Annotated in this window: 3 protein-coding genes; 1 reads left to right on the top strand and 2 read right to left on the bottom strand. The window is 35.9% G+C overall.

Annotated elements, in window-relative coordinates:
* Positions 1 to 207: hypothetical protein (locus OZD66_RS01930; protein WP_275022060.1), on the bottom strand; the 207-nt coding region annotated here is incomplete at its 3' end.
* On the opposite strand from OZD66_RS01930, the gene OZD66_RS01935 reads away from it, so the two are divergent.
* Entirely contained in the window at positions 178 to 1,644 is a 1,467-nt protein-coding gene (locus OZD66_RS01935; protein WP_182367371.1) for a peptide MFS transporter, read from the top strand. The genes OZD66_RS01930 and OZD66_RS01935 overlap by 30 nt on opposite strands.
* Positions 1,645 to 1,783: 139 nt before the next feature.
* Here OZD66_RS01935 and miaB read toward each other — a convergent pair whose 3' ends face one another.
* A complete protein-coding gene (gene miaB, locus OZD66_RS01940; RefSeq protein ID WP_182367369.1) occupies positions 1,784 to 3,103 on the bottom strand; it encodes a tRNA (N6-isopentenyl adenosine(37)-C2)-methylthiotransferase MiaB in 1,320 nt (439 codons plus the stop codon).
* Between the last annotated feature and the right edge of the window lie 205 nt (positions 3,104 to 3,308).

Genomic DNA, 3,308 nt, shown 5'->3' on the forward strand with positions numbered 1-3,308 from the left:
GAAAAACATTCCTCTATTCGAATCCTTTCGTCGTGCTGTTGATTCTTCCTTCCTATGACCTGTTTGGACTATTATGAGAAATGCTATACTTTGCCAAGCTTCTAATACTTTTTTTTTAATTTTACTTGCAGTTTTTATTGTTTTACTTAATGTTAACTCAAGCTTTAGAGGTATTTTATGGATCAGAAGGCAGATAAGTTTCCACAATATTTAAAAATGTTGTGCTTTGTTGAAATGTGGGAACGTTTCTCTTACTATGGAATGAGGGCACTTTTGGTCCTATTTTTGACTTCTCACTTAGGTTTCACTGATGAGAGGGCCTTTACTGTTTACTCATTATTTGCTGCAACAGGTTATGCTATACCAATACTTGGAGGTTTTTTAGCTGATAAGTTGATGGGATTCCGCAACATGGTATTGCTTGGAGGGATAGTGATGATAGCAGGTCATGCTTGCATGTCATTGGTTAAGTTTGAACCAGGTTTTTTATATTTAGGTTTATCTTTAATAGCCATAGGTACTGGTATGTTTAAAGGAAACGCAACTAACTTACTTGGTTCATGCTATGGCAAAGACGATCCTGAACGTAGCAGAGGCTTTACTTTATTTTACGTAAGCGTGAATATTGGAGCAATATTGGCTTCTATTTCATGTGGTTATGTAGCCCACTTGTTTGGCTGGCACTACGGCTTTGGTTTAGCTGGTATTGGGATGTCTATAGGGCTAATCTTTTTTCTCAAATTTCAGAATCTTTTAGGAGATAGCGGCCTTTCTCCTTATCCAGAGCTTATGAATAAGCGCATATTAGGGATTAAAATTTTTGGTATAGTATTGATAGGAAGCTTTCTGTCATCATCAATACTTGCTAAAATGCTTATACATAGTGAATTTTTTACTAATATGCTCATATTTGTTGGAATAACAGCTCTGGGCATATTTATTTATATAATATCTAAGTTATCAGCAGAACAAAGACGAAGATTAGTGGCATTATCTATTCTTGTGGTATTTTTCTTGTGTTTTTTTGCTTTAGAAATGCAGCTTGGCTCTTTGGTTAACTTATTCACCGAAAGAAACGTTATTAACAATGTATTAGGTATAACAATTCCAGCTTCAGTTTCTCAAGCCATAAATCCTTTGTCAATTATAATATTTGGCTTTCTTTTTGGAACATACATGAAGTTTAAGCAAAAATATGCAACTTCCATGTTTACCCTTGGCCTTCTGACAATGGCTATGTGTTTTTTCACACTGTACATAGGATGTTTAAACTCTAACATTGAAGGTAAAGTAGAATACTTATATTTAATAATTGCTATCTCCTTTATGGGACTGGGAGAATTATGTATTGCTCCATTAGTCCAAGAACAAGCAACTACACTAGCCCCCAAAAACCTTAGAGGAGTAGTGATGGGTATAGTAATGCTATCATTAGCGTTTTCTAACCTAGCCGGAGTTGCAATATCAAAATTTATGTCAGTTCCTTCAGTAAATGGTAAAATAAATTATTTAGAATCTTTAGAAATATATAAAGAGGGTTTTTTAAAGGTGGGAATATTTAATTTAATGCTCGTTATTGTATTTTTATTCTTCTTCAATTTTATACATAAAGTTGTTACTAACTCATCTTGTACAAAAAATTGATATAGGTAAGCTCAAATTTGTAGGTTTAAGGTACCCGTTCAGCAGAGGTAGCAATTAAACTTTGTAACTTTTGAAAAAGATTATGATTGCATTTTTTCAATACTCTTTGCTTAAGACTTATATTTAACGCTGCTTAAAATCAGTGAAATGCACACCCCAGCAAACTACTCTGCCGAGCTTCCAACACTTTCACATTTACTATTTTGTCCCTGTATTTATCTTCAGGATCATCAATGCACACTGATTGCATATATGGGCTTTTACCAATAATTTGGTTTTGGTGTTTACCTTTTTTATCGCTAAATAGAACAGGTATAGTTTTGCCTACCATACTCTGGTTAAACTCAAGTTGTTGCTTACTAATTAATTTCTGTAAACGAAGAAGGCGCTCTGTTTTAACCTCTTCTGGTACTTGATCTTTTCTTTCCGCTCCCGGTGTGCCTAGTCTTGGGCTGTATTTAAAACTATAAGCCTGAGCATATCTAACTTTTTCTACTAATTTCATAGTTTCTTCAAAATCTTTTTCGGTTTCTCCAGGAAAACCAACAATAAAATCAGAAGAAAATTCGATTTCAGGTTTCAATTTGCGAAATCTGTCTATTATTTCCAAATACTCCTCTGCAGTGTGTTTCCTGTTCATCGCGTGCAATATTTTATTCGAACCAGACTGCACAGGCAGGTGAACAAACGGCATGAGCTTTGGCTCTTCCGCATGCGCCAAGTAGAGAGATTCATGCATATCTCTTGGATGAGAAGTTGTATAACGAATCCTCTCTAGCTTTTCAATTTTAGCAATATGACTAATTAATTTTCCTAAATCCCACACTTCCCCTTCGCACTCCCCATGGTAAGCATTGACGTTCTGACCAAGCAAATTGATCTCATTTGCCCCATTTGCAACTAATTTCAATGCTTCACGAAATATTTCATTCACTGGCCGTGAATACTCAGCTCCACGAGTATAGGGCACTACACAAAACGTACAAAATTTATCACAACCCTCTTGTATGGCAAGAAACGCAGAAGACCCCTGGCTATTGCCATAGCATTCATCTGGCAATTTATCAAACTTTGCAACTTCAGGAAAATCAGTGTTTATTACATGACCTTTACTTCTGCTTGCTTTGACTATCAGCTCCGGTAAGGTAGCGATACTCTGCGGACCAACAACAATATCAACAAAAGGAGCCCTTCTGAACACTTCTTCTCCCTCTGCTTGCGCTACACACCCAGCCACCACTATAGTCATTTCTTTTCGTAACGAATGAATCTTCCCAAGCTCTGAGTAAAGTTTTTCTGCTGCCTTCTCTCTAATGTGACAAGTATTCAGTATCACTAAATCGGCTTTCCCTGCATCACTAACAACGTTGAACCCCAAAGGTTTAATTACATTTTCCATTAAAACGGAGTCATAAACGTTCATCTGACAGCCGTAAGTTTTAATATATAGGCCTTTCATATTTGGTATGTCTTTTTCAAAATTTCTTCACCCTACACGTAAATGTCTAACAGACCAGCGCGTGACGCTAGTGAACTTGCTAGCACAATAGATTTTGACAAAATTATACGAAAAACTGGATCCCAGTGGGCTTTGTTGCATCGCTACTTATGAAAGGCTAACTATAATTAGGATTATAAGCAACTTATTGAAAATCTTGTTTTTT

Origin of the sequence: Wolbachia endosymbiont of Drosophila baimaii, from assembly GCF_028982185.1 — a bacterium.
In the GTDB taxonomy this organism is placed as follows: Bacteria; Pseudomonadota; Alphaproteobacteria; order Rickettsiales; family Anaplasmataceae; genus Wolbachia; species Wolbachia pipientis.

Coding starts and splice junctions, on each gene's coding strand:
- OZD66_RS01935 (WP_182367371.1), top strand. CDS start 178: ATGGATCAGAAGGCAGATAAGTTTCCACAATATTTAAAAATGTTGTGC.
- miaB (WP_182367369.1), bottom strand. CDS start 3,103: ATGAAAGGCCTATATATTAAAACTTACGGCTGTCAGATGAACGTTTAT.